The sequence below is a fragment of the Rhodopseudomonas infernalis genome (assembly GCF_022271405.1).
GTDB lineage: Bacteria > Pseudomonadota > Alphaproteobacteria > Rhizobiales > Xanthobacteraceae > Rhodopseudomonas > Rhodopseudomonas infernalis.
In genome coordinates this window covers 43078-64040 of the sequence record NZ_JAJNAL010000016.1, presented here as the reverse complement: position 1 = coordinate 64040, position 20963 = coordinate 43078, and the positions used below count along the sequence as shown (strand labels likewise).

The window sequence follows — 20963 nt, the reverse complement described above, 5'->3', positions numbered from 1 at the left end:
AACGCCCGTACCGCGCGGACATTTCAGGCATAGCGCGCCGATTTATCGGGCAACCTGAAGGGAAAGACGACGATCAGTGAGAGCCTTGGTGGGCGCGCAGGCGCGACACCGCTTGTTCAACGCCGCCCCAGGCGGGCGCCTGCGGAGCGAAGGAGGCGCGCAGATAAGTGACCAGCGCCGCGATCTGGTTATCGTCGAAACTGTGGCGGAACCCGGGCATATCGCCCAGTTCGGCAGCTGCGGGACTAGGTATTCCGTCTAGAATGACCCTAATCAGATTGTCCGGTTCCATTGCGTGGACATTCGTGTTGAGCGCCAGCGCCGGGCGGACGCCGAACAGCGTCGGGCCGGTTTCGGCGTGGCAGGACGCACAGGCGCCTTCGTAGAGCCGGCCGCCCAGCGTATCCAGCGGGCGCAGCGCGGACGCTGCCTCGGTCTGCAGCGCCGCGGCACGTTGCACCGGGTCGGGCTCGGCCGTCGGCGCAAACGACGCCAGATAGGTCGCCATCGCGCGGATATCTGCATCGGGCAGCGGTGCGAGTTGCTCGACCACCGCTGCCATCGGGCCCGCCGCGGTGCCGTGAAAGCGCGAGAAGCCGCTGCGCAGATAGGCGAACAGCTCGGCTTCGGTCCACGGGATCGGTGCGCGCGAAAGGGCCGTGAGCGCCGGCGCGTGCCAGCCATCGACGGCGCCGCCGGCCAGATAGTCGGTCTTGGCCTTCTCGGCACCGAGCGCGTTGCGCGGGGTATGACAGGCGCCGCAATGGCCGAGGCTCTCGACCAGATAGGCGCCGCGATTCCATTGAGCGGGCCGGGCCGGATCGGCCTGCATCGGTCCAGGCCGCAGAAACAGCAAGTTCCAACCCGCCATCAGCGGGCGAATATTGAATGGAAACGACAACTTAGCCGCGGGCGTCGCGACCTTCACCGGCGCCTGCGACATCAGAAAAGCGTACAGCGCCTGCAAATCGGTGTCGCTGCTGCGGGTGAACGACGCGTAGGGAAACGCCGGATAGAGGTGGCTGCCGTCGCGGGCGATGCCCTCGCGCATCGCCCGCTCGAACGCCGCGTAAGACCAATGGCCGATGCCGGTCTCGGGATCGGGCGTCAGATTGGTTGCGTACACGGTGCCGAACGGCGTTTCCATCGCGCGGCCGCCGGCATTTGTAATCCCGCCGGGCACGGTGTGACAGGTCGCGCAGCCGCCGAGCGCGGCGAGTTGTCGGCCGCGCGCGATCATGTCGGACGAGAACGTCGACGGATCGGGCGGCGCGATCGGGGCGATGGCGCCGCGGATCGGCAGCGCGATCGCCGCCATGCCGAGCGCACCGACCAAGGCGGCGCCCGCCATTGCGAACCAAGAGCGCTTCTTTACCGGCGGCGGAACGGGCTGCGGGGGTTGAGGCAAACCTAAGGCAGCGCGGACGCGGTCCGGCGTGAACGGCGGCTCGCGCAGCCGCACCCCAGTGGCGTCAAAAATCGCGTTGGCGATCGCCGCCGCGGAGGGCACCGAGGCCGACTCGCCGCTGCCGAGCGGCGGATCGTTCGGCCGCGGCATCAGCACGACGTCGATCACCGGCACCTCGGGGAAGGTGATGATCGGGTACGCGCCCCACTCCTTGTCGGCGACCGCAGTGTCGGTGAAGCTGACGCTCTCCTTCAGCGCGCGGCTGGTCGACTGGATGACGTTGCCGTGGATCTGATGCTCGATCCCGGCCGGGTTGATCATCAGTCCGGAATCCTGACCGACCACGACGCGCTTCACCGCGACGTCGCCGGTCCTGGTATTCACTTCGACATCGGCGACCCAGGCCGACCAAGCGGCGCCGTAGCCGGGAAACTTGGAGTGGACGTAGAGCGCGTAGGCGAGCCCCTGCCCGCGCACGACGTCGCCTTCGACGATCTCGCGGCGCGGTCCGGTGCGGTGCGCCCAGTTAGCTCGCGCGGCGACTTCCTTGACCAGATCGACGGCGCGCGGATCGTGCAGATAGCGCAGCCGATAGTCCAGCGGATCGACACCGGCCGCAGCCGCCAACTCATCGATGTAGCTTTCATGCGCGAATGAATTCGGCAGCGCCGAGACGCCGCGGAGCCAGGCCGCGCGGACGATCGGCGCCATGTCGTGCACGCGCACGCGGATGTTATCGTAGGCGTAAGGCGGGATCGCGGTGCGATCGCCCATCTCGAACACCGGATTGTTCGCCGGCACCCGCCCCGTGAGAAGTAGCGCCAGCGTCACGGCGGCGTTGGATGGATAGCGTGTGGCGAAGTCATAGGCGGCCGGGCTGCCGTCGGCGGTCAGGCCGCCGGAAATTTCCATCAGTTGCGCGGCGCCCTTCGGCTCCCAGGCATGCTCCTGCTCGCGCGTCAGCTGCACGCGCACCGGCCGCCCGACCGCGCGGGACAGCAGCGCGGCGTCGGCGCAGACATCGTCGGCACAGTTACGGCCATAGCAGCCGGCGGCTTCGAAGCGCAGGATCTCGACATCTGCCTCCGGAATGCCGAGCAGGATCGAAATATCCAGCCGCAGCGGATACGGGTTCTGCGTGCCCGACCAGATCCGCGCAAAACCATCACTTACATCGGCGACGCCACAGGACGGCCCGATCGAGCCGTGCATCTGATACGGCCAGACGTAGGTGCGATCCATCGGCACGGTCGCGGAACTACGCGCGGCCTCGACATCGCCCTTGTCGAGCAGCGTGCGCGTCGTCGCGGGATTGGCGCGTAGCGCGGTGGCGAGATCGTCGAGCTTCGGCAGCGGTGGCGGTGGCTTCCACTTGACGTCAAGGACGCGCGCGGCCTCGGCAGCCTGCTCCTCGCGCTCGGCAACCACACCGACGAAATCCCCCATCGTGACGACCGCGACCACGCCGGGAATATGCGCGATCGAGGCTTCGTTGACGCCGAGCAGGCTGTTGCCGATGAAGTCGCCGGCGTCGATGCCCGCATAAGGCGGCCGCACGACGCGGCCATGCAGCATGCCGGGCACGCGGACGTCGTGCACATAGACGAAGTCGCCGGTCGCCTTCGCCGGAATATCCGAGCGCGCGACGCGGTGGCCGACGATGCGATGCTCGCTCACCGGCTTGACCGCGACATCGTCCGCCAGCATCAACCGCTCGCTGCGGCCTTGCAGCAGCGACGCGTAGGACACGCCACGATTGGACGCATCGCGCGGATGCACGATGCCGTCGGTAACGGTGAGTTGGTCGGCCGCAAGCTCCAGCTCCTGCGCGGCGAGCGCCACCAGATGATGCCGCGCCTGCGCCGCGGCCTTGCGCAGCGGCACGGCACTGACCTGAATGCTGTCGCTGGCGATGGTGGCGCCCTGGTTGGGCGTGCCGGAGGTGTGGCCGAGCACCATGGTGACGGACCCAAACGGCACGTCGAGTTCTTCGGCGACGATCTGCGCCAGGGCCGTGCGGATGCCGGTGCCGAGATCGACATGGCCGCTGAAAGCCAACACCTGGCCGGCGGCGTCGAGATAGAGAAACAGATCGAGCGCGCCCTCGGGCGGCGGCTCGGTCGGGACTAATCCCTTGACGTGTTGCGAGGGCCGCAGCACCGCCAACGTGCCGGCACCCGCCAGCAACTCCGCGGTGTCGGGCGTCGGCTCGGTCATCGGGCGCTCACTCATCACAGGGCCGCCTGCGCCACAGCGGCATCCGTAGCAGCCCCCGCCGCGACCAGCACGGCGCGGACGATTTCCACATGCGTGCCGCAGCGGCACAGATTGTAGCGCAGCGCCTCGCGCACTTCGTCGATGCTCGGCGTCGGGTTACGCGCGAGCAGCGCCGTCGCCGTCATGATCATGCCGTTGAGGCAATAGCCGCATTGCGCCGCCTGCGCCTCGATGAACGCCGCCTGCACCGGGTGCAGCGCATCCTGTGTCCCAAGCCCCTCGAGCGTCGTAACGGATCGGCCCTCCGCGGTCTTCAGCGTCACGACGCAAGACCGCGCCGGAACGCCGTCGATCAGCACCGTGCAGGCGCCGCACTCGCCGAGGCCACAACCGAACTTCGGTCCGTTGAGGCCGAGATCGTTGCGCAGCACATAGATCAGCTTGGTGTCGCGCGGCAGGTCGAAGGAATGCTCGGTTCCGTTGACCGTGAGACTCACCGGGCCGCCCGAATTCATCGGCACCGCCTCGCGAACAGGACGTCGTGACGCGCACGGCAATCAGCGTGCATCGCAACAAACAACGGCGCGCTCTGACTACTATAGGGCATTCCGGCGCTCCCGCCTGTCTCGCCTACTGATGCCATGATTGTTTCTACACGAATGAAATTCGTCAAGCATGGTGTGCGCTGCGACAATGTTTGTGCATGTGCTGCCCATTCCTTATGCTTGACTTCGAAGCAGCCCTCGCTTTTCATTAGTATACATATGAAATGAAGGCAGCGCCGGATCACCAAGAGCCGACGGCCTGGAGCCAGCAGTCCCATGAGTGACAGCATTCCCGAGGCGCAGACGCCGAGCGACGACAAGATCCGCTGCGATGCGTGTCCGGTGATGTGCTACATCAAGCCCGGCGCCAGCGGCGCCTGCGACCGCTACGCCAACGACAACGGCGAGCTGGTCCGCGTCGATCCGCATGTCGTGCTCGACCGCGCGCTGGCGCATGGCGCCGCGGTAGTGCCGTTCCATCGCGATGGCTCGTGGGACGGCAAGCTGATTGCGTCGCCCGACACCTTCGTCACCGCGATCGGCGCCGGCACCACCTATCCGGACTACAAGCCCGCGCCGTTCATCGTGTCGTCCGAAGTCAACGGCGTCGACATGGTGACGGTCGTCACCGAGGGCATTTTCAGTTACTGCGGCGTCAAAGTGAAGATCGACACCGACCGCTTCCTCGGCCCCGAACAGGCGACGGTGCGCGCCGGCGGCGAAGCAGTCGGCCACGTCACGACATCGGAATACGGCTCACAGATGCTGTCGCTCGGCGGCGTGCATCACCTCACCGGCGGCAGCAAGAAGGAAGGCCGCATCACCTGCGAAGCGCTGCTCGATCTGTGCAACGGCAAGCCGGTCGAGCTGACGATCGACGGCGGCTCGACCGTGATGGTGCAGGCCGGCCAGGCGCCGATCGTCAACGGCATCAAGGAAGAGCGCATGCGCGTCGGCTGCGGCTCGGCGACGATCGGCATGTTCGCCAAGCAGTGGCTCGGCCTGGTCGATGACGTCGTCGTGGTCGACGATCACATTACCGGCGTGTTATCCGAACATCAGGCCGGCAAGGTTCTGGGCATTGCCGACACCGGCATCAAGATCAAGGGGCGGCGCTCGACGCCGGGTCGTTACTTCCAGGTCGCCGAGCCGGGCACCGGCTGGGGCGGCACCAATATCTCCGATCCGCTGTCGATCCTCGGCCCGTTCGATCGCAAGGTCGCCTGGCCCGGGCTGCGGCTGTATTTCATCTCCACCACCGGCGAACATGCCGCTTACTTCGAACTCGACGACGAGCTGACGCCGCGTGAAAAGGAAATGCCGGCGGAACTCGCCGCGCTGTCGCAGCGGGTCAAGGACAATTGCGAGCCGGCGCTGTCGACCGTGCTGTTCATGGCTGGCGCCGGCGGCTCGCTGCGAGCCGGTGTGACGGAGAATCCGGTCCGCCTGACCAACTCGGTGAAGGACGCGCTGACTTATGTGACCTGCGGCGGCGCACCGGTCTATGTCTATCCCGGCGGCGGCATCACCATCATGGTGGACGTCACCAAGATGCCGGAGAACGCCTTCGGCTATGTGCCGACGCCGGCGCTGGTGGCGCCGATCGAATTCACGCTGCGGCTATCGGACTATCAGGAACTCGGCGGCCACATGGCGGAGGTTCGCCCGGTGTCGTCGATCACGCTCGACGACGGCCGCCGCCCGGTCGCGCCGCATGCCGACAATCCGTGGCCGCTCGCGCCCAACTCCGTCAAACGTTACTTCGGCTGATCGCATGGCCGCCCCGCAACCCATCTCGCCGGTTCGAGGACGGCCCATCCAGGCGGCGCTGCTGGCCGATGGCCGCCGTTTGCATCTCCAGGACGGCCCGATCGACCTGATCATCGAGGCGACCGGCGAGGCCGAAGCCGTGCGCTACGCTTATGACGCCGCGGTGCGACGCTTCACCGGGCTGCTCGACGCGCTGTGCGCCGAACTCTCGGCGCTGCGTGCGCCGGCTGGCGGCAACGCGCCGACGCTGGTTCATCCAGTCGCGCAGCGCATGGCCGCGGCGGTGGCGCCGTTCGCCGATCCGATGTTCATCACGCCGATGGCGGCGGTCGCAGGCGCGGTGGCGGATGAGATACTGAAGGCGCTGCTCTGCCCCGGCATCACCCGCGCCTACGTCAACAATGGCGGCGATATCGCGCTGCATCTGGCGCAGGGCGCGAGCTACACGGTCGGACTGGTCGACCGCCCCGACCAGCCGCGGCTGATCGGCTCGGCCGCAATCACTGCAGACAGTCCGGTGCGCGGCGTCGCCACCAGCGGCTGGCGCGGGCGCAGCTTCTCGCTCGGCATCGCCGACGCGGTGACGATTCTGGCGCCGACCGCCGCGATGGCGGATGCGGCCGCGACCGTTGTTGCCAACGCCGTCGACCTACCGGATCATCGCGGCGTGATCCGCCGGCGAGCTTGCGACATCCAGCCCGACAACGATCTCGGCGATCGCCGCGTCACGCGCGAGGTCCCGATGCTATCCGACGCCGAGCGCGCACAGTCGCTGTCTGCCGGCCTTGCGGTCGCGCGCGACCTGATGTCGCGTGGATTGATCTGCGCCGCGGCGCTGCATTTGCAGGGCGAAACCGTCAGTGTCGGCGATGCCGCCTTCCTTTCCTCGCACCCACAACAAGAGCGAACCAATGCCTGAGGTCAAAGTCCGGAAGAAAGTGCTGATCACCGAGGAAGTCTTCCACGAAGGTGGCCCGGTGGCGGCGACGCCGCGGCGGCGCGGCGCGATCATCGCGGTGATCGAGAACCCGTTCGCCGGCCGCTACGTGCCGGAGATCTCAGGCTTCATGGACGACCTCACGCCGCTCGGCGTCGCGCTGGCGGGCGAGCTGCTGCAGGCGCTCGGCGGCGACGCCAAGGCGATCGACGGCTACGGCAAGGGCGCGATCGTCGGCGCCAATGGTGAGCTCGAGCACGGCGCGCTGTGGCACGTGCCCGGCGGCTACGCGATGCGCGAGATCCTCGGCGACGCCAAGGCCATCGTGCCGTCGACCAAGAAGGTCGGCGGCCCGGGCACGCGGCTCGACGTGCCGATCACCCACGTCAACGCCTCCTACGTGCGCAGCCATTTCGACGCGATGGAAGTCGGCGTCACCGACGCCCCCAAGGCCAATGAAATCGCACTGGTGCTGGTGATGAGCAGCGGCCCGCGCGTGCACGCCCGCGTCGGCGGACTCGCAGCGGCGGACATCAAGGGCGAGGACGGTCTGCGATGAGCGCAAAAATCCGCAAGATCGTTGTCGTCGTCGAAGAAACGCTGACCGAGATGGGCCGGCCGGTCGCCCCGGCCACCCGCCGCGCCGCGGCGATCGCGGTGATCGAAAATCCGTTCGCCGGTCGCTATGTCGAGGATCTGTCCGAGCTGATCGCGATCGGCGAGGAGCTCGGCGGGCTGCTGACCGAGAAGGCCGTGGCGGCGCTCGGCATCGAGGGCAGCAAGGCCGAGAGCTACGGCAAGGCCGCGCTGGTCGGTGAGAACGGCGAACTCGAACACGCCGCCGCGCTGCTGCATCCCAAGATGGGCGCGCCGGTGCGCAAGGTGCTGGGCAAGGGCGCGGCGCTGATCCCGTCGTCGAAACGTCGCGGCGGCCTCGGCGCCGAACTCGACATTCCGCTCGGCCACAAGGACGCCGCCTTCGTGCGCAGCCATTTCGACGGCATGCAGGTGAGCGTCGGCGATGCGCCGCGCGCGGGCGAAATCGTGGTGGCGGTGGCGGTGACCGATTCCGGCCGCCCGCTGCCACGGGTCGGCGGTTTGACCACCGCCGAAATCAAGGGTGAGGATGGGCTACGCTGAAAGACGGCGTTTTCGAACGAACTGACAATCGGCTCGCTCGAAGACGTTGGAGAAGAAAACTGGCTGAGTTTCTTTCACAAGAGGGCAAGAGCGTATGAAGCAGGTAGCACGACTGGCACTGGCCGCATTGTTGTTGGCGTCCGGAGCGGCGCACGCCCAGCAGGGCGAAATCAAGGTGGGCGAGATCAACTCCTACTCCGCTTTGCCCGGCTTCACCGAGCCGTATCGCAAGGGCATGGAGCTGGCGCTCAAGCAGATCAACGATGCCGGCGGCATCAAGGGCAAGAAGCTGGTCGTCATCACCAAGGACGACGGCGGCAAGCCGGGCGACGCGCTGACCGCCGCCAACGAACTCGTGTCGCGCGACGGCGTAGTGATGATCGCCGGCGGCTTCCTCTCCAATATCGGCCTGGCGCTGTCGGATTTTGCCAAGCAGAAGAAGGTGCTGTACATCGCCGCCGAGCCGCTGACCGACGCGATCGTCTGGTCGAAGGGCAACGACTACACCTACCGGCTGCGCACCTCGAACTACATGCAGGCCTCGATGCTGGCGGAGGAAGCCGCCAAGCTGCCGGCCAAGAAGTGGGCGACGATCGCGCCGAACTATGAATTCGGCCAGTCCTTCGTCGCCGCCTTCAAGGAAATCCTCAGCAAGAAGCGGCCCGACGTCGAATTCGTCGCCGAGCAGTGGCCGCCGCTGAACAAGATCGACGCCGGCCCGGTGCTGCAGGCGATCGACGCTGCCAAGCCCGACGCGATCCTCAACGCCACCTTCGCCGGCGACCTGGTGAAGCTGGTGCGTGAGGGCAATACCCGCGGCGTGTTCAAAGACCGCGTCGTGGTGTCCTACCTCACGGGCGAGCCGGAATATCTCGATCCGCTGAAGACCGAGACGCCGGAAGGCTGGATCGTCACCGGCTATCCCTGGTACGCGATCGACACCCCGGAGCACAAAGCCTTCCTCGATGCCTATCAGGCGGCGAACAAGGACTATCCGCGGCTCGGCTCGGTGGTCGGCTATTCGACCGTCAAAAGCATCGCCGCGGTGCTGACCGCCGCCGACGATACGTCGACCGAGAGCCTGATGAAGGCAATGAAGAACCTCAAGGTCGACACCCCGTTCGGTCCTGTCGTGTACCGCGCCGGTGATCATCAGTCGACGATGGGCGCCTTCGTCGGCAAGACCACCCAGAAGGACGGCAAAGGCATCATGACCGACATCAAGTTCAAGAAGGGCGCGGACTATCTGCCGCCCGAGGCCGAAGCCGCCAAGCTTCGTCCGGCGAACTGAGCCGACTTTCTTTCGACCATCGCCGCCGCTGATCTCAGCGGCGGCTTCTTCCCAAAGCTCCGACGACCCCAACCCGAACGAAAGGCGCCGCCGTGGAACTGATCTTGGTCCAGGCTCTCAGTGGTCTCGCCAGCGCGGCGTCGCTGTTCCTGGTGGCGTCGGGGCTGTCGATCATCTTCGGCGTCACCCGTATCGTGAACTTCGCGCACGGCGCGTTCTACATGCTGGGCGCCTATATGGCGTTCACCCTGACCGACCGCTTCAGCGGCCCACTCGGGTTCTGGGGCGGCCTGCTGGTGGCGAGCCTGATCGTCGCGGTGCTCGGCGCGCTGATGGAGATGGTGCTGCTGCGCCGGATCTATCAGGCGCCGGAGCTATTCCAGCTGCTCGCCACCTTCGGCGTGACGCTGATGGTGCAGGATCTCGTGGTGCTGATCTGGGGCGCCGACGATCTGATGGGCCCGCGCGCCCCCGGCTTCACCGGCGCCTTCAGCCTGTTCGGCCGGCTGGTGCCGACCTACGATCTGCTGCTGATCTTGCTCGGCCCGGCGGTGCTCGGCGCTTTGTGGCTGCTATTCCACCGCACCCGCTGGGGCGTGCTGGTGCGCGCCGCGACGCAGGACCGCGACATGGTCGCCTGCCTCGGCGTCAATCAGAAATGGCTGTTTACCAGCGTGTTCGCGCTCGGCGTGTTCCTCGCCGCACTCGGCGGCGCGCTGCAGATCCCGCGCACCACGGTGACGCACTACATGGACCTGTCGATCATCGTCGAGGTGTTCGTCGTGGTGGTGATCGGCGGGCTCGGCTCGGTCACCGGCGCGTTCATCGCGGCGGTGCTGGTGTCCGAGCTCAACGCGCTCGGCATTTTGGTGCTGCCGAAAATCTCGCTGATCGCGGTGTTCCTGGTGATGGCGGTGGTGCTCGTAGTGCGGCCCTATGGGTTGCTCGGCAAGGCGGAGCGCGGCGTCCGCTCCAGCACCGGCATCTCGTTCCGGCCGTGGAAGCCGATGTCGATGCTGGAGCGCGCCGGCGTCGCGGCGGTGATCGTGATCGCGGCGCTGCTGCCGCTGTTCGCCGGCAACTATCTGCTCAGCGTCGGCGCCGAGATCCTGGTGTTCGTGCTGTTCGCCGCCAGCCTGCATTTCATGATGACGGTCGGCGGTCTCGCCTCGTTCGGCCACGCCGCCTATTTCGGCCTCGGCGCTTATGGTGCGGCGTTCGCGGTGAAATTCCTCGGCGCACCGATGGAGCTGGCATTGTTGGTCGGGCCGGTGTTCGGGCTGCTCGGCGCGGTCGTGGCCGGCTGGTTCTGCGTGCGGCTGTCGGGCGTGTACTTCGCGATGCTGACGCTGGCGTTCGCGCAGATCATCTGGTCGGTGGCGTTCCAGTGGGTCGAAGTCACCGGCGGCGACAACGGCATCCTCGGCATCTGGCCGTCGGCCTGGGCGTCGAGCCCGCAAGGCTTCTTCTGGCTGACGCTCGGCGTCGCGGTCGTCGGCGTTGCGCTGCTGCGCATGCTGGTGTTCTCGCCTTACGGCTTCGGCCTGCGCGCCACGCGCGACAACACGCTGCGTGCCGACGCGATCGGCATCGACCGCAAGTCCACGCAGTGGGTCGCGCTGATCGTCGCCGGCACCTTCGCGGGCGTCGCCGGCGCGCTGTTCGCTTTCCTCAAGGGCTCGGTGTTTCCGGAATCGCTGGCCATCCCCATCTCGGTCGACGGCCTGGTGATGGTGCTACTCGGCGGCATCGAGACGGTGTCGGGCGCGGTGATCGGCGCCATCGTCTACAAGGCGCTGGCGATCTGGCTGATGAGCCAGACCGACTGGTCCAAGCTGGTGCTCGGCGCGATCATCGTGCTGCTCGTCGTCGCTGCGCCGAAGGGCATCGTCGGCTTCATCGACGATTGGCGCCACCGCGGGCCGAGGCCGAAGAACGGCAAGCCCGATGCGCTGGCCGTCGCCAAGATGGAGGCTGCGGAATGACCGTGCTGCTCGATGTCAAAGGGCTGGTGAAGTCCTATGCGGGCGTCCACGCGGTGCGCGACGTCAGTTTTACTGTCAACGCCGGCGAGATCCTGGCGCTGATCGGCCCGAACGGCGCAGGCAAGAGCACGTGCTTCAACATGCTCAATGGCCAGATCCCTCCCGATGCCGGCTCGATCAGGCTTGCGGGTGAGGAAGTGGTCGGGCTGCCGCCGCGCACGGTGTGGCGACGCGGCGTCGGCCGTACCTTCCAGATCACCGCGACCTTCGCGTCGATGACGGTGCGCGAGAACGTGCAGGTGGCGCTGCTGTCGTTTCATCACCGGCTGTGGTCCATGATCGGCTACGCCGGCGCGCGGCACCGGGCCGAGGCCGATGAATTGCTGGCGCTGGTCGGCATGAGCGAACAGGTCGAGCGGCCGTGCGGCGAGCTGGCTTATGGCGACCTCAAGCGGCTCGAACTGGCGATCGCGCTCGCCAACCAGCCGCGGCTGCTGCTGATGGACGAGCCGACCGCCGGCATGGCGCCGAAGGAGCGCGTCGAGCTGATGCGGCTCACCGCCGGCATTGCGCGGGCCAAGAACATCGGCGTGCTGTTCACCGAGCACGACATGGACGTGGTGTTTGAACACGCCGACGAGGTGATGGTGCTGAACCGCGGACAGCTGATCGCGCGCGGCACTCCGCAGCAGGTCCGCCAGGACCGGCAGGTGCAGGCGATCTATCTCGGCGACGGCCTGCTCTACGATGCCAAGCACCGCGCGGAGGCGCTGTCATGAAGCTCGAAGTCTCCGACCTCAACAGTCACTACGGCCCGGCGCATATCCTGTTCGACGTCGGCTTCGCGGTCGGCGAAGGTGAAGTCGTTGCGATGCTGGGCCGCAACGGCGCCGGCAAAAGCACCAGCTTCCGCTCGGTGGTCGGGCTGGTGCAGCGGCGCAGCGGCAAGGTGACGTTCGAAGGCGAGGACATCTCGCGGCTGCCGTCCTACGAAATCGTGCGCCGCGGCCTCGGCTACGTGCCGGAAGACCGGCGCATCTTCACCGAGCTGACGGTCGAGGAGAACTTCGAGGTCGGCAAGCAGAAGCCACGCCCCGGCGTCGCCGAATGGACGCCTGAGCGGATCTACAAGCTGTTTCCCAATCTCGGCGAGATGCGCAAGCGGCTCGGCGGCGACATGAGCGGCGGCGAGCAGCAGATGCTCAGCATCGGCCGCACGCTGATGGGCAACCCGTCGCTGGTGCTGCTCGACGAGCCGTCCGAAGGGCTCGCGCCGAAGATCGTCGAGCAGATGGCCGACGCCATTTTGGCGATGAAGCGCGAGGGGCTGGGCATCATCATCTCGGAGCAGAATCTGCATTTCGCCAAGCTGATCTGCGACCGCGCCTATATCATCGAGAAGGGGCGGATTCGTTTTTCCGGCACCATCGACGAACTCGAGGCGCATCCGGAAATTCGCGACGCTTATTTGGCGGTGTGACGCAAATTGGCTTCAGGTTCGGGTAAGAGCAAAGTGTTGGACAAGCCGCGCCGCAAGGCCAAAAGCGCAACGTCCTATCTGCTGGACGCACAGGTCGGCTTCACGCTGCGCCAGGTGCTGCAGCGTCATGCGACGATTTTCGTCAGCCGCATGGGCGAAGATCTGACGATGACCCAATGGGCGGCGCTGGCGAAGCTGTTCGAGAAAGGCCCGTGCTCGCAAAATCTGCTCGGCCGCGCCACCGCGATGGACGCAGCGACCATCAAGGGCGTGGTGGAGCGACTGGTGAAGCGCGGGCTGGTCGAGACCGGCTCCGATCCGGAAGACGGCCGCCGCCTGGTCGTATCGTTGACGCCGGAAGGCAAGGCCCTGACCGAGCGATCGATCCCGATCGCCCACGAGGTCACCAAAGAAACTCTGTCGCCGCTGGCGAAAGACGAACGGGCGCAATTTCTGGCGCTGCTCGAGCGGCTGAAGTAAGCGCCGGCGCAGCCCTGCTATTCCCGCGCCGCGGCGCCCGGCCCGGCCATGCCGAGGCCGGCATAGATCCGCCGCACATAGGCGCCGAACGCATCGTCGGTCTTGATCGCCAGATCGCGCGGCATCGGCAGGTCGATCGGGAAGTACTCGGCCATCCGGGCGGGACGCGCCGTCAGCACCGCGCAATGCGAGCCGAGGAACACGGCTTCCTGGATGCTGTGGGTGACGAACAGGATGGTCTTGGCGCTCTCGCGCCAGATCCGCAGCATTTCCAGGTTCATCTGCTCTCGCGTCAGCGCGTCGAGCGCGCCGAACGGCTCGTCCATCAGGATCAGCTTGGGATCATGCACGAAGGCGCGTGCGATCGCGGCGCGCTGCTGCATGCCGCCGGAGAGCTGCTGCGGATACTTGTCCTCGTAGCCGGCAAGGCCGACCAGCGCCAGCAGATCGCGCGCGCGCGACCGCGCCGCCTTCATCGGCAGGCCGACGATCTCCGCCGGCAGCAAGACGTTCTCCAGGATGTTGCGCCATTTCAGCAGCAGCGCCTGCTGGAACACCATGCCGACGTCGCGCGCCGGATCGAACGGCGTCGTCGCATTGCCGATGCTGACTGTGCCGCCATCGGCGCCGTGCAGGCCGGCGAGGATCTTCAGCACGGTGGTCTTGCCGCAGCCGGACGGGCCGACCAGCGCCACCAGTTCACCTTCCTGCACGTCCATCGTGACGTCCGACACGGCAAGAAACTCGTTGCCGCCGCTGCGATACACCTTGCGGACATTGCGCAGGCTGATGAACGGCGCCGCGTCGGTCATGCCAGCCAGCGCTCCAGATTGGCGGCCACGAAAGCGTCGTCGCTGAGGTCGACATGCTCGCGGCAGACGCGGTCGATCTGCGCGGCTTGGCCTTCGCTGAGCCCTTCGTTCGGATCGAGGCACCAGATGCCCTGCAGCAGCCCCTGCCGCCGCAGCACTTCGTGGCAGCCGGCGATACAGCCGTGGAAATCGTTGGCGACGTCGAAGAACGCGCTGTTGCAATCGGTGACCCGGGCATCGAGCGCGAGCAGATCCGCCGGCAGGCTGTCCTTGCCGCGCGCGGCCTTGCAGGCCTCGAACTGCTTGATCGCCGCCTGCGTCCACACCGACCAGTGGCCCAGCAAGCCGCCCTTGAAGTAAGCGCGGGTGGTGACGCCCTGGTCGCGCAGATCGAACGGCAGCATCAGGTCGAGCAGGATGTGGTCGTCGTTGCCGGTGTAGAGCGCGACCCGATCGAGCGCGCCTGCGGCGGCGACGCCGCGCAGCACGTCGAGCGTCCGATAGCGATTGAACGGCGCGACCTTGATGGCGACGACATTCTCGATCGACGCGAACTCGCGCCAAAAGTTCGAGCTGAGCGCCAGACCGCCGACCGCCGGCTGCAGATAGAAGCCGACCAGCGGGATCTCCTGCGCGACGGCGCGGCAGTGGTCCAGGATCTCCGCCTCGGACGATGACTTCATCGCCGCGAGGCTGAGCAGCCCGGCGTGGTAGCCGATCGCCCGCGCGGTCTGCGCCTCCTGCACGGCCTGCTGCGTGGGCCCGGCCAGACCCGCGACCAGGACGAGCGGACGCTTCGTCCACGCCGCGGCGGTCTCGGCCGCCGATTCCAGCACCGGTCTGTACAGTCCGGTTTCGCGGATTGCGAACTGCGTGGTGTGGACGCCGACCGCGAGGCCACCGGCGCCGGCGTCGATGTAGTAGCGGGTCAGTGCGCGCTGATGACGCCGGTCGAGCTTGCGCCCGGCATCGAGCGCCAGCGGATGCGCCGGAATGACGGTGCCGTCCGCGATCAGGCGGCGGACGTCGGAGTTCATGTCGCTGTGGTGCATGGCGTGGTCCTAACCGTATTCCGGGCCGGCAACGGCGAATGGCAGTTCGCCGGGCGCCGTCGTCCCGGCGCCGTGGCGCATCCGCAGAAACGGCCGTTCGACCGCCCAGCCGCGCTGCTGCAGCGCGTCGACAAAGCCCGAGGATCCGGCGACGGCATCGAGCAAGACCGGCCCCGTCTCGCTGGCGACGATGACATCGATCAGCGTCAGCGCGGACGACAGGTCCGGCGCGTACAGCGGCCCGATGTGCCGCGCGACGCGGCCGTCCCGGACCAGTGAGATGGCGCCGTTCAGTTCGAGCAGCCGCGAACCGTCGCGTGCGCTGAGTTCGGTGAGCAACGCGGTGCGATCGAAGCCCAGCGCTCCGCGATCATGTGCGATCATGTCGGACAGCTTGCCCGCGCCGAGCGCTGCGGCTTCCGCGAGCGGCGGGCGTTGAGTCAGCCGCAGCCGGCGCAGCTCCAGCACGCCCGAAAATCCAAGCGGCTCGTACACCGTCGCGCCGGCCGGCGTCGCGTCGAGCCATGTCGTCAGCTTCAGCCTGTCCGCCTCGGCGACGCAGCGGTCGACCAGCCGCGTCGCCAGCCCGCGCCGGCGGCAGCGCTGCGTCACCAGCACCATGCTGATCCACGCGTCGGTCGCATTGTGCGGCAGAAGCGCCGCGGTCGCCACGAGCTCGCCGTCCTCGCGCACGCCGAAGGTCAGCCCGCGGCGGACGAAGAACCGCCAGTCGGCCTCGGTCTGGTTCCAATGCGTTTCGGTGGACAACACCAGGCCGGCGGCGGCATCGCTATCGCCGAGCCGGACGACGGTGTCGGCCTCAGTAACGGCCATCGCGCACCTCGTATTTGGTCGGCTTGCCGATATTCGGCATTTCACGCGCGACCCAATCGGCGGTCCAGGCCACCAGCTGATCGGTATCGACCACGGCGTGGCCGAACAGCTTCACGGCCAGCGAGGTGTCGGTCAACCATGCGGTCGGCTGCTCCTCGCCGACGATCACCGGATCGCGGCCGAACAGCTTGCCGAACTTGGCGGCGAGATCGCGCACCAGCAGCGTCTCGTGACCGCTGACATTGATCGGCGTGGTCGGCGTCGTGCAATGCGCCAGGCAGCGCAGCGCCTGCGCCGAGGCATCGCCCTGCCAGAGGAAATTGACGTGACCGATGCCGACGTCGATCGGCTTGCCCTGCCAGACCTTGCTGGCGATATCGTAGAGCACGCCGTAGCGCATATCGATGGCGTAGTTGAGCCGGAACAGCCGGCCGGGCGTCTGGTACTTGTCCGAGAAATACTCGAACATCCGCTCGCGGCCGACGCAGGACTGGGCGTATTCGCCGGGCGGGTTCGGCGGCATCGACTCCGTCGAGCCGCCGCTGTCCACCGGCACGAACGGATAGACACAGCCGGTCGAGAACGCCACGATCCGCGACTGCCGGAACGCCTGCGCGATCAGCGCCGGGACATGGGAATTCATCGCCCAGGTCAGCGCCAGATCGCCCTCGGCGCCGAACTTGCGGCCTGCCATGAACACCACGTTGGGCGACTTCGGCAGCTTGGCGATCTCCGCCTCGTCGAGCAGATCACAGGCGATCGTCTCGACCCCGCGGGCTTCCAGCGCGGCCTTGGAGTCCGGATCGCTGAACCGCGCGACGCCGATGACGCGCCGGTTCGGCGACGCGGCCTTCGCGAGCCCGGCCAGCGTCGGCCCCATCTTGCCGGCAACGCCGAGCACCATCAGATCGCCGTCGACCTTGGCGAGATCGTCGATCAGCGCCTGGGTCGGCCGGCACAACAGGTCGTCGAGCGCGGCAATGTCGGGGATCGTCTTGGGCAGAGTGTCGCGGCTGAGCAGCATCATGGATCCTTGATTGATTAGTGCAGCCTGACGTCGCGCACCACGACGAGGCGTTCGAGCAGCAGCACGAGGCCGTACAGCACCACGCCGAGCAGCGTGAGCAGCACCACCGCCATCAGCATCGCTGGCGTATCCAGCGCGGATTGCACCTGGATCATCAGATAGCCGAGCCCCCGCTCCGAGGCGATGAATTCGCCGACGATCGCGCCGGCCACGGCCAGAATGGCGCCGACCTTCATGCCGGAGAAAACGTAAGGCAGCGAACCCGGCAGCTGGATCTTGCGGAACAGCGTCCAGCGCGAGCCGCGCAGCGATTTGACGAGATCGAGCAGATCCGGTTCGACTTCGCGCAGACCGCGCGCCGTCGTCAGCAGGATCGGGAAGAAGCAGATGCTGAAGGCGATCAGGATGTTCGGCACGATGCCGTAGGAAAACCAGACGATGATCAGCGGCCCGAGCGCCACCTTGGGGATCATGTTGAGCGTGACGAACAGCGGCAGCAGGATCGCGCTGACCAGCGGCGACCAGGTGAACACCACCGCCATCGCGACACCGACGATCGAGCCCAGCGCGAAGCCGCCGAGGATCTCCGCGGAGGTGACCAGCGAGTTGGAGAACCAGGCATATTGCGACGATCCCAGCGTCCTGATGGTGTCGAGCGGCGACGGCAGCACGAATTTCGGCACCTGGAACACGTCGACCAGCACCTGCCACAGCACGATCACGGCGGCGTGCACCAGCACGATGATCGCGGCCGACCGCACAGATTGGCGTCCTGCTTCAGTCACGAAATTTCCTGGAACCCGGGTTGACGTAGCCACAACCTAGACCGGGCCGAGCTATGTTTCAACCATCTGGTTGATTACAGAATTCACGGACGCAGCGAGCGGAGCACCAGATCGACCACGTGGCGCCGGCGCGCCGCGCGTTCGCGGGACGTGTTGAGGTCGCGACCGAAGATCGCCGACAGCGTCGGATTGTTGGAGAAATAGAAATAGCTGAGCCCGGCGATCGAAATGTAGAGCTGCACCGGATTGACGCCCTTGCGGAACACGCCTTGCGCTATCCCCTCTTTGAGGATCTTCGACACCAGGCTGACCAGTGGCGAATGCATCGCTTCGAGCCGTCCGGAGCCGCGAACATGCCGGGCCCCGCCGCGGTTCTCGTCGTTGAGCAGCACGATGAAATCCGGGTGGCCGGCGAGATGATCGAACGAGAATTCGATCAGCTTGCGGATCGCCCGCTCCGGCGCCAGGCCGTCGAGCTTCAGGCTACGCTCGTGGCTGCGCAGCTCCTCATAGACCCACTCGAGCACGCCGAGATACAGCGCGTCCTTGTCGCCGAAATAGTGATAGACCAACTGCTTGTTGACGCCGGCGCGGGCCGCGATCTCGTCGACCCGCGCGCCGGCGAGGCCGCGCGCCGCGAATTCGTGGCGCGCCGCGGTCAGCAGCTTCAGCCGGGTCGCCGCCGGGTCGCGGCGCTGCTTGGTCTCGTCGGTCTTGGCTTTGCTCATTTTCAACCAGATGGTTGACAATTCGGATGCCGATCTGTTGCATGGCGGGGGCCGGAATTGCAAGCGTGCGAGCGACCGACGCCTCGCGACAACAGGAGAGCTCTTCGATGAAGTACTTCCGTATCGCCGCGGCGGGTGTGGCGCTGGCGCTGTCGAGCCCATCGCTGCCGGCTGGGGCCGCGGAGGCGGTGAATCTGATCCTGAACTGGACCCCGACCGCCGACCACTCGCCGTTCTACTACGCCAAGGCCCAGGGCTGGTACGAGAAGGCCGGCATCGACCTCACCATCGAGTCCGGCAAGGGCTCCGGCGTGTCGTCCCTCAAGGTCGGCTCCGGCGGCTCGGCGTTCGGCATCGCCGATCTCGGCACCATGCTGGTGGCCAAGAGCAAGGGCGCCGACGTCGTGGCGCTGATGAGCATCTACGCCAACACCGGACAGACGTTCTACTGGCTGAAGAGCTACGGCGTGAACGGCCCGAAGGATTTCCCGAACCACAAGATCGGCAATCCGCCCGGCGACGCGTCGCGGGTGATGTGGCCGGCCTTCGCCAAGGCGGCCGGCATCGCCGCCGACTCCGTGAACTTCGTCAATGTCGGTCCGACCGCCAAGGTCGCGGCGCTCAAGGGCCACAGCGTCGACATCATCAGCGATTTCTACAACGAGCACGACCGCAAGGTGATCGAGTTCGGCGACGACCTAGGCTACGTCAACTGGAAGGACATCGGCCTCAACCCCTACGGCAATTCGCTGATCGTCAACGGCGCCTATCTGGCCAAGAGCCCGAAGGTGGTGCACGACTTTGTCACCGTCAGCCAGAAGGCGTTCGCCGCCTGCGTTGAAAACGTCGACCCCTGCCTGAAGGCGCTGCTCGACAGCGCCTCGGGCCTCGACAAGGAAAATCAGCAGCGCCAGTGGGAACGCATCAAGTACCTGATGACCGACGAATTCACCACCACCAAGGCGCTCGGCTGGATCGACGGCGAACGGATGAAGAAGGACTACGAGCTGGTCCAGACCTATCTGGGCATGGAGAAACCGTTCGAAGTCGAAACCTCATTCTCGACCAAGATGCTGGACCCTTCGATCAAGATGGACGCCAGCAAGGTCACGGTGAAGAAGTAAGCCGCGAGGCGGCGGCACGTTCACCTCGCCCCAAGCACAGCGAGCTCCCTCGCCCCGCTCTTGCGGGGAGAGGGTTGGGGTGAGGGGCGACGCGCGTCTCTGACTCTCGGCTTCGCGGAGACGCCCCCTCACCCGGATTGCTGCGCAATCCGACCTCTGCCCGCGCGCGGGGAGAGGTTAGGCAGCGCCCTGGGGATAGGTCAGGTCGTGTCTCACACCACGCTGCGGTGCCGTTCGATACACGTCGTCAGCACCTCGTCCATCGAGCGTCCCCACCAATCCTCGGAGAAGATTTCGATCTCGGAGTAGCCGGCGAAGCCTTCCGCCTCGACGGCGGCGCGGACGGCGCGGATATCGATGACGCCGTCGCCCATCATGATTGCGGTTGACGATGTCGACCGCGACGTCCATCGCGGCGTCGATGCCCGCGTCCCAGAACGACCAGACGCGAGTCGCGCCGGCCGGCGTCTCAGGACAAATGCCGACCGCATGTCGCGTTATCTCGGCGCCGACGGCTCGCGCAGCGCGCGGGCGAGCGGCTCGACGGCTTTCTGAAGTTGGTCGACGAAGTCGGCGACCGGCCTCCGGCCCAGCCTCTCGGTGAAGCCCGCCGTGCCGACGCTGTAGATGACGCCGATATCCGGGATCGGGATCGGCACCGCGATGGCGCCGAAGCCGACCTCCATCTCGTTCCAGCACGTCGCGAACTGATGATCGCGGACCTGCGCGTAGTCTCGTTCGACATCGTCGCGCGCCACCTTGGTATCCGGCGTCAGCTTTGGCAGCGGCTCCGACAGGATCCGATCGAGCAGCGCATCCGATTGAAACGCCAGAATCGCCTTGGCCGATGCAGCAACGTGCGGCGCGAGGATGTGGCCGGGCACGACGTGGCCGCGCAGCCCGCCGTTCGGCGCCGCCCACGCCACTGACACGACCTGATGGCCGACCAAACGGGCGAGATAACAGGTTTCATCGAACTGATTGGCGAGCTGATCGAGGATCGGCTGCACCGCGATCGCCAGCCGCGCCGAGTCGGTGCCGGCGTGAAGCAGCCGCAGCAGCCGTTCGCCGAGTTGATAGTCCTTGCGGCGGCCATCCTTGTTGGTGAGCAGCCCGGTGCGTAGCAGGTTCTGCAACAGCCGATGGGCGCTGCCGAGCGGCAAGTTACAGTTCGCCGCGATCTCCGTGACGCTGGCGCCATCGCCGGCAATCGCAACCGCTTCGAGCACTTTGAAGTAGCGCTCCAATGGCGAGTTGTCCGCCGACTCTGCCGAAGTTTTGGTCATTTGTTGCCTGCCTTGTCGCATTGACTTTGAAATTTCCTACACATAGCCTTTTCGATAATCAA

The 20963-nt window shown here is 66.6% G+C and carries 19 protein-coding genes and 1 pseudogene; 10 read left to right on the top strand and 10 right to left on the bottom strand.

What is annotated here, in order from left to right; all coding sequences use genetic code 11:
- Positions 1 to 73: 73 nt before the first annotated feature.
- Together LPW26_RS12945 and LPW26_RS12940 are read right to left on the bottom strand one after the other, a co-directional pair.
- On the bottom strand, positions 74 to 3625 hold the full coding sequence (locus tag LPW26_RS12945; RefSeq protein ID WP_238735747.1) for a molybdopterin cofactor-binding domain-containing protein: 3552 nt from the start codon (positions 3623 to 3625) through the stop codon (positions 74 to 76).
- Between the two features lie 14 nt (positions 3626 to 3639).
- A complete protein-coding gene (locus LPW26_RS12940; protein WP_238735746.1) occupies positions 3640 to 4140 on the bottom strand; it encodes a (2Fe-2S)-binding protein in 501 nt (166 codons plus the stop codon).
- A gap of 306 nt (positions 4141 to 4446) precedes the next feature.
- Between LPW26_RS12940 and LPW26_RS12935 the strand changes: the two genes are divergently transcribed.
- From LPW26_RS12935 to LPW26_RS12895, 9 genes are all read left to right on the top strand, one after another.
- The gene (locus tag LPW26_RS12935) at positions 4447 to 5940 is read left to right on the top strand and encodes a 6-hydroxynicotinate reductase (protein ID WP_238735745.1); all 1494 of its coding nucleotides are present in this window, start codon (positions 4447 to 4449) and stop codon (positions 5938 to 5940) included.
- Between the two features lie 4 nt (positions 5941 to 5944).
- A complete protein-coding gene (locus LPW26_RS12930; protein WP_238735744.1) occupies positions 5945 to 6859 on the top strand; it encodes a UPF0280 family protein in 915 nt (304 codons plus the stop codon).
- Positions 6852 to 7436, top strand: a complete 585-nt coding sequence (locus LPW26_RS12925; RefSeq protein ID WP_238735743.1) for an amino acid synthesis family protein — start codon at positions 6852 to 6854, stop codon at positions 7434 to 7436. Before LPW26_RS12930 ends, LPW26_RS12925 begins: the two co-directional genes overlap by 8 nt.
- Positions 7433 to 8017 (top strand): amino acid synthesis family protein, encoded by a 585-nt coding sequence (locus LPW26_RS12920; protein ID WP_238735742.1) that lies wholly within the window; start codon positions 7433 to 7435, stop codon positions 8015 to 8017. Before LPW26_RS12925 ends, LPW26_RS12920 begins: the two co-directional genes overlap by 4 nt.
- Positions 8018 to 8111: 94 nt before the next feature.
- Complete coding sequence (locus LPW26_RS12915; RefSeq protein WP_238735741.1) at positions 8112 to 9308, top strand: ABC transporter substrate-binding protein; 1197 nt, start codon at positions 8112 to 8114, stop codon at positions 9306 to 9308.
- 92 nt (positions 9309 to 9400) lie between these two features.
- Complete coding sequence (locus LPW26_RS12910; protein WP_238735740.1) at positions 9401 to 11293, top strand: ABC transporter permease; 1893 nt, start codon at positions 9401 to 9403, stop codon at positions 11291 to 11293.
- Complete coding sequence (locus LPW26_RS12905) at positions 11290 to 12072, top strand: ABC transporter ATP-binding protein (RefSeq protein ID WP_238735739.1); 783 nt, start codon at positions 11290 to 11292, stop codon at positions 12070 to 12072. The genes LPW26_RS12910 and LPW26_RS12905 overlap by 4 nt, the downstream gene beginning before the upstream one ends.
- The gene (locus LPW26_RS12900) at positions 12069 to 12773 is read left to right on the top strand and encodes an ABC transporter ATP-binding protein (protein WP_238735738.1); all 705 of its coding nucleotides are present in this window, start codon (positions 12069 to 12071) and stop codon (positions 12771 to 12773) included. Before LPW26_RS12905 ends, LPW26_RS12900 begins: the two co-directional genes overlap by 4 nt.
- Positions 12774 to 12809: 36 nt before the next feature.
- Positions 12810 to 13253, top strand: coding sequence for a MarR family winged helix-turn-helix transcriptional regulator (locus LPW26_RS12895; protein WP_238735737.1), 444 nt, complete (start codon positions 12810 to 12812; stop codon positions 13251 to 13253).
- 17 nt (positions 13254 to 13270) lie between these two features.
- Here LPW26_RS12895 and LPW26_RS12890 read toward each other — a convergent pair whose 3' ends face one another.
- From LPW26_RS12890 to LPW26_RS12865, 6 genes are all read right to left on the bottom strand, one after another.
- Entirely contained in the window at positions 13271 to 14074 is an 804-nt protein-coding gene (locus tag LPW26_RS12890) for an ABC transporter ATP-binding protein (RefSeq protein ID WP_238735816.1), read from the bottom strand.
- Positions 14062 to 15117, bottom strand: coding sequence for a dihydrodipicolinate synthase family protein (locus tag LPW26_RS12885; protein WP_238735736.1), 1056 nt, complete (start codon positions 15115 to 15117; stop codon positions 14062 to 14064). Before LPW26_RS12885 ends, LPW26_RS12890 begins: the two co-directional genes overlap by 13 nt.
- Positions 15118 to 15126: 9 nt before the next feature.
- Positions 15127 to 15951, bottom strand: coding sequence for a GNAT family N-acetyltransferase (locus tag LPW26_RS12880; RefSeq protein WP_238735735.1), 825 nt, complete (start codon positions 15949 to 15951; stop codon positions 15127 to 15129).
- Positions 15938 to 16975 carry an NAD-dependent epimerase/dehydratase family protein gene (locus LPW26_RS12875; protein WP_238735734.1) on the bottom strand — a complete coding sequence of 346 codons (1038 nt, stop codon included), beginning with the start codon at positions 16973 to 16975 and terminating at the stop codon, positions 15938 to 15940. Before LPW26_RS12875 ends, LPW26_RS12880 begins: the two co-directional genes overlap by 14 nt.
- A 17-nt stretch (positions 16976 to 16992) precedes the next feature.
- The gene (locus LPW26_RS12870; protein WP_238735733.1) at positions 16993 to 17763 is read right to left on the bottom strand and encodes an ABC transporter permease; all 771 of its coding nucleotides are present in this window, start codon (positions 17761 to 17763) and stop codon (positions 16993 to 16995) included.
- 83 nt (positions 17764 to 17846) lie between these two features.
- Positions 17847 to 18491 carry a TetR/AcrR family transcriptional regulator gene (locus LPW26_RS12865; RefSeq protein ID WP_238735731.1) on the bottom strand — a complete coding sequence of 215 codons (645 nt, stop codon included), beginning with the start codon at positions 18489 to 18491 and terminating at the stop codon, positions 17847 to 17849.
- Between the two features lie 107 nt (positions 18492 to 18598).
- On the opposite strand from LPW26_RS12865, the gene LPW26_RS12860 reads away from it, so the two are divergent.
- Positions 18599 to 19615 (top strand): ABC transporter substrate-binding protein, encoded by a 1017-nt coding sequence (locus tag LPW26_RS12860; RefSeq protein WP_238735729.1) that lies wholly within the window; start codon positions 18599 to 18601, stop codon positions 19613 to 19615.
- A gap of 212 nt (positions 19616 to 19827) precedes the next feature.
- Here the strand turns inward: LPW26_RS12860 and LPW26_RS12855 are convergent.
- Together LPW26_RS12855 and LPW26_RS12850 are read right to left on the bottom strand one after the other, a co-directional pair.
- Positions 19828 to 19992: pseudogene (locus LPW26_RS12855) on the bottom strand (sugar phosphate isomerase/epimerase); the annotation flags it as partial.
- A 120-nt stretch (positions 19993 to 20112) separates the two neighbouring features.
- Positions 20113 to 20901: an IclR family transcriptional regulator gene (locus LPW26_RS12850; protein WP_238735727.1), complete on the bottom strand. Its 789-nt coding sequence runs from the start codon at positions 20899 to 20901 to the stop codon at positions 20113 to 20115.
- Between the last annotated feature and the right edge of the window lie 62 nt (positions 20902 to 20963).

Bases quoted from the DNA above. Each gene is read 5' to 3' on its own strand.
- LPW26_RS12930 (WP_238735744.1), top strand. From the start codon at position 5,945: ATGGCCGCCCCGCAACCCATCTCGCCGGTTCGAGGACGGCCCATCCAG.
- LPW26_RS12940 (WP_238735746.1), bottom strand. From the start codon at position 4,140: ATGAATTCGGGCGGCCCGGTGAGTCTCACGGTCAACGGAACCGAGCAT.
- LPW26_RS12875 (WP_238735734.1), bottom strand. From the start codon at position 16,975: ATGCTGCTCAGCCGCGACACTCTGCCCAAGACGATCCCCGACATTGCC.
- LPW26_RS12920 (WP_238735742.1), top strand. From the start codon at position 7,433: ATGAGCGCAAAAATCCGCAAGATCGTTGTCGTCGTCGAAGAAACGCTG.
- LPW26_RS12925 (WP_238735743.1), top strand. From the start codon at position 6,852: ATGCCTGAGGTCAAAGTCCGGAAGAAAGTGCTGATCACCGAGGAAGTC.
- LPW26_RS12880 (WP_238735735.1), bottom strand. From the start codon at position 15,951: ATGGCCGTTACTGAGGCCGACACCGTCGTCCGGCTCGGCGATAGCGAT.
- LPW26_RS12865 (WP_238735731.1), bottom strand. From the start codon at position 18,491: ATGAGCAAAGCCAAGACCGACGAGACCAAGCAGCGCCGCGACCCGGCG.
- LPW26_RS12900 (WP_238735738.1), top strand. From the start codon at position 12,069: ATGAAGCTCGAAGTCTCCGACCTCAACAGTCACTACGGCCCGGCGCAT.
- LPW26_RS12860 (WP_238735729.1), top strand. From the start codon at position 18,599: ATGAAGTACTTCCGTATCGCCGCGGCGGGTGTGGCGCTGGCGCTGTCG.
- LPW26_RS12885 (WP_238735736.1), bottom strand. From the start codon at position 15,117: ATGCACCACAGCGACATGAACTCCGACGTCCGCCGCCTGATCGCGGAC.
- LPW26_RS12915 (WP_238735741.1), top strand. From the start codon at position 8,112: ATGAAGCAGGTAGCACGACTGGCACTGGCCGCATTGTTGTTGGCGTCC.
- LPW26_RS12945 (WP_238735747.1), bottom strand. From the start codon at position 3,625: ATGACCGAGCCGACGCCCGACACCGCGGAGTTGCTGGCGGGTGCCGGC.
- LPW26_RS12935 (WP_238735745.1), top strand. From the start codon at position 4,447: ATGAGTGACAGCATTCCCGAGGCGCAGACGCCGAGCGACGACAAGATC.
- LPW26_RS12850 (WP_238735727.1), bottom strand. From the start codon at position 20,901: ATGACCAAAACTTCGGCAGAGTCGGCGGACAACTCGCCATTGGAGCGC.
- LPW26_RS12905 (WP_238735739.1), top strand. From the start codon at position 11,290: ATGACCGTGCTGCTCGATGTCAAAGGGCTGGTGAAGTCCTATGCGGGC.